Here is a 2,134-nt window from a genome sequence, read left to right as displayed (position 1 = left end):
TACACGCCGTTGGTATGGCAGGTGACGCATTTTTTCGAGCCCGACCAGGCCAGCGCGCCTTGATCCAGGTAGCCGACCGCTTTTTGCACCGACAGGGCCGGGGCCAGCGGTTCGTCGGCCGTGGCCGCATCGATCGTGATGCCTTCGAACTGATATTGCGGCTTCGACTCTGCCGGCGGTTCGGCGGCCCGCGCACGGCTCGCAGGGTTCAGCGCGGCGCAAATGAGCACCATCAAGTACGTCTTCGCGGCGAGCGATCGGCACATGGCAGGAACTCCCGGCGGGTGGGTGCAGGCGGATGGATTCGACCAGCGGCCGCGTCATCATAGCCTGCCGGCCGGGTCGTGCCCACTATCGGACACCTCGGTATTGGATCACCCCGATTGCTGCTGAGGCGGAATCGTAATTTCGTTGGCAGTTGGGCGATTAGATCTTTCCAACGAAGTTGTTGTAATCCTCGTGGGATCCAATCCAGTACCAGACATTGGTCGGGCCATCGACGACGTAGATGGCCCGATATCGATAAGTGACGGAAATCGCGCGACTGCCGTTTCGATGCCGCCCCTTCTTGGTGTCTGTCAACGCGTGAGCGTCGAGCAGCGGGTGGGCAGAGTTTTGGAGAAAGAGCCGGAAGGCATCGTCTGCGGCGCTCTGGATCTTTTGCGGCAGTTGCCTAAGCTGGCGTTTGTACGCGCCGGTGCGGACGTTAGCTTGCCCTGTGCTCAAGGCAATTCCCATCTCGATGTTGATCGAGCGCTTCGTCCCGCAACTCTACCAGCCGGTCATCCACGAAGAACTGTTCGTCGGGCGTCAGGATTCCCTGGCATTCGCGGACGCAACTGCGGAAATCATAGGCGTGCTTCACGTCGAACCCGGCTCCCTCGAAGTACGCGAGATGCTGCAAAATGGCATCGCAGGGCTGCAGCCACAAACGAAAAGCGGCAAGAATTTCGTCCCGGGCCGCTTCCTCAAATTGGATGCGGCCAGCGCAGATCGCGGCTCGCCAATTCTCGTCCGTATTGACAATCAGCCCGAAAACCTGAACTCCCCGCGCTAGAATGTCCTCGAATTTATAACACCCCAGTGCCTCCTGGTGATCCGCCTTCCACTGCTGGGAAACGTCGACGTACAGTCTCAGTTCGCGGTCCAGGAGCTGATCTGGCATGGCGTACTTCAATCGTGGCTTAGGGTGCGCCTTAGTGGAATATGATTAATAATAGCCTTGCCATGACCAGCGTCAATGTTTGCATTTTGAGCTATCTTTAATGACCGCAATGTGTTGCGGCAGCGCGAATAGCGCTGGTCCGGCATCGTTGAACGAGCCGTATGGGCCGGCCACACCGCTGCGTGCGAAATAGAAATAATTGTCGTCACTACCGGTCGGATTTCTCAGCCAAGCCGCGGAGGGCATTAGCCGGCCGGCGGTGGTGGCGGCTCGGGCGACTCGGGCGGGCCGGTCCGCTTGCGCAGATGCTGCTGAAACGAGGTGTTGAGCGTCTCTGCCAAACCGGGGACCTGCTGGGCACTGAGAAACACACGGGCCGACACGCACGAACGCGGATAGAAGTTGGCAATGAAATCGAACCAGAACTCCGAGGGCGTGTGCCCAATCATCACCGCGTTGGCATACACGCCGCTGAGCATCTCGTCGGGCAGTTTGAGCTGCTCGTACAAGTCGGCAATCGTCGTCTTTTGCCCTTCGGGATTCTTGGGCACCGGCATGGCCGCCGGCTTGCCGAAACGGCCTTCATAGAGGGTGATGTTCTCGCGGAGCGCAGCCAGGAACTGCGCGAGCACCTGGTGCGGCATCACCACCCGAGAGGCGACCACGTGCGGCGCCCCCAGCCGCAGCACGAAATCGAGCACGAACTCGTTGGGGCCGTCGAAAACGATGACCCCCGTGCTGAACACCCCCCGGCTGACGCCAGGCGGAACCCGGGCACTGACCGGAACATGCTGAATCTGCTCGTTCAACGACCCCGGCGGCGGCGAACCTGAGTCTTGGCCAGGATGGCTGGTCCCGTCGTCGCGCGGGCCGTCATGGTCGGGATTTTTGTCGGGTTGCTCGGGTGTCATGCAGCGTTCGCCGGTCCTGGTGTCAGCAATATCATCCGGCACGCCACCGAAGCCGTCA

Annotated in this window: 4 protein-coding genes; 1 reads left to right on the top strand and 3 read right to left on the bottom strand. The window is 60.5% G+C overall.

Annotation, left to right across the window (positions count from 1 at the left end):
• Window positions 1–266, bottom strand: a 266-nt coding sequence (locus VGG64_14030) for a hypothetical protein (protein HEY1600723.1), incomplete at its 3' end; no start/stop codon positions are given.
• Window positions 267–426: 160 nt separating this feature from the next.
• On the bottom strand, window positions 427–726 hold the full coding sequence (locus VGG64_14025) for a hypothetical protein (GenBank protein HEY1600722.1): 300 nt from the start codon (window positions 724–726) through the stop codon (window positions 427–429).
• 16 nt (window positions 727–742) lie between these two features.
• Here VGG64_14025 and VGG64_14020 point away from each other — a divergent pair, with 16 nt between their 5' ends.
• The gene (locus VGG64_14020) at window positions 743–1,057 is read left to right on the top strand and encodes a hypothetical protein (protein ID HEY1600721.1); all 315 of its coding nucleotides are present in this window, start codon (window positions 743–745) and stop codon (window positions 1,055–1,057) included.
• 353 nt (window positions 1,058–1,410) lie between these two features.
• Here VGG64_14020 and VGG64_14015 read toward each other — a convergent pair.
• Window positions 1,411–2,134, bottom strand: a 724-nt coding sequence (locus VGG64_14015) for a DUF3467 domain-containing protein (protein HEY1600720.1), incomplete at its 5' end; no start/stop codon positions are given.

Source organism: Pirellulales bacterium (genome assembly GCA_036490175.1).
Taxonomy (GTDB): Bacteria; Planctomycetota; Planctomycetia; order Pirellulales; family JACPPG01; genus JACPPG01.
The sequence above is the reverse complement of the archived record's forward strand: the minus strand, read 5'-3'. Positions and strand labels throughout refer to the sequence as shown.

Coding starts and splice junctions, on each gene's coding strand:
- VGG64_14020 (HEY1600721.1), top strand. CDS start 743: ATGTTGATCGAGCGCTTCGTCCCGCAACTCTACCAGCCGGTCATCCAC.